This window comes from Actinomadura montaniterrae, assembly GCF_008923365.1.
In the GTDB taxonomy this organism is placed as follows: Bacteria; Actinomycetota; Actinomycetes; order Streptosporangiales; family Streptosporangiaceae; genus Spirillospora; species Spirillospora montaniterrae.
On the sequence record NZ_WBMR01000423.1, the window covers coordinates 1,600 to 3,144 of the forward strand.

At 76.9% G+C, this 1,545-nt stretch carries 1 protein-coding gene; it reads right to left on the reverse strand.

What is annotated here, in order from left to right; all coding sequences use genetic code 11:
• Window positions 1-1,545 (reverse strand): serine/threonine-protein kinase (locus F9B16_RS53400; protein WP_151547258.1); only part of this gene is annotated, 1,545 nt, incomplete at both ends.

Here is a 1,545-nt window from a genome sequence, read left to right on the forward strand (position 1 = left end):
TAGGCGATCGTCGCGGCCCAGCCGAACACGTCGGTGGGCGGGCCGGCGGGCTTGCCCTCCAGCACCTCCGGCGAGACGTAGCCGGGCGTGCCGACCGGCCCCTGGGTCAGCCGCGACGCCCCGGAGAGGTAGGCGATCCCGAAGTCGATCAGGATCGGGTCGCCGGACACCAGCATCACGTTGCCCGGGTTGACGTCGCGGTGGACGCTCTCGGCCTCGTGGACGGCGGCGAGCGCGTTGGCGAGGCCGCCCGCCAGCCGCAGCAGCCCGTCGCGGGGCAGCGGGCCGCGGCCCTTGACCGTCTCCAGCAGCGAGGTGCCCTCGACGTAGCGGGTGACGATGTACGGCGGGTCGCCGTCCACGTCGTGGTCGACGAGCTCGACGACGTTGCGGCTGCGGATCCGGCGCATCGCCTCGACCTCGCGGCTCAGCCGGTCCTTCGCCTGGAACTCGGCGGGCAGGAACGGGTGCAGCGTCTTGATCGCGACCATCCGGCCGTCGTCGGCGCGGGCGAGGAAGACGTCGCCCATGCCGCCGCGGCCGAGCCGCTGCAGCGGGCGGTACGGGCCGATCGGCGCGAGGGGGCGGGGCCGCCCGTCCGGCATACGGCCGCCGGTGGAGACGGCGGGGCCGCTGCCGCTGGACACCCGCAGCCCGGCGGAGTCGGGGCGCAGCGCCCGCAGCCGCTTCACCAGCGCCTCCGCGGACGGGCGGGCGGACGGGTCGGCGGCGAGCGCGTCGGCCAGCAGCGGGCGCAGCTCGTCGGGGACGCCGCTCAGGTCGTGGTCGCCGCGGATGATCCGGACGCAGACCGCCGCGTCGTTCGGCGCGTCGTACAGGTCGACGCCGGTCGCCGCGAACGCGACGGTCGCGGCCCACGCGAACACGTCCGCGGCGGGGCCCGCGTCGGCGCCCTCCAGCAGCTCGGGCGCGAGGTACCGCCAGGTGCCGGACCGGCCGCCGCCGGTGTGGGTGAGGCGGGTGTCGTCGACGCCCTGCGAGATGCCGAAGTCGATCACGACCGGCTCGCCGGCCTCCAGCAGCACGTTGCCGGGCTTGATGTCGCGGTGCACGACCCCCGCGCGGTGCACCGCTTCGAGGGCCTCGGCGGTGCCGACGGCGATCCGCCACAGCGCGGCGCCGGTGATCGCGCCGCCGGTGCGGACCTCGTCCAGCAGCGGCCGCCCCTCGACGTAGCGGGTGACGATGTAGGGGACGCGGGCGTCGACGTCGAACTCGACGATCTCGGCGACGCGGGGGCTGGTGACGCGGCCCATCGTCTCGACCTCGCGGCGCAGCCGGGCGCGCGAGTCGGCGGCGTCGACCAGGTGCGGGTGCAGGGTCTTGACGGCGAACGTGCCGCCGCGCGGGTCGCGGGCGCGGAACACCTGCCCCATCCCGCCGGAGCCGATCAGCTGCACCGGCCGGTACGGGCCGATCATCTCGGCCTGCTCCCCCGCCTCCTCCGGCTCGACTGCGGCAGGCCGCTCGGGCGCGGCGGGCGGCACGGCTGCGGCGGGCGGGCCGGGCGGCTCGGCCGCGGCG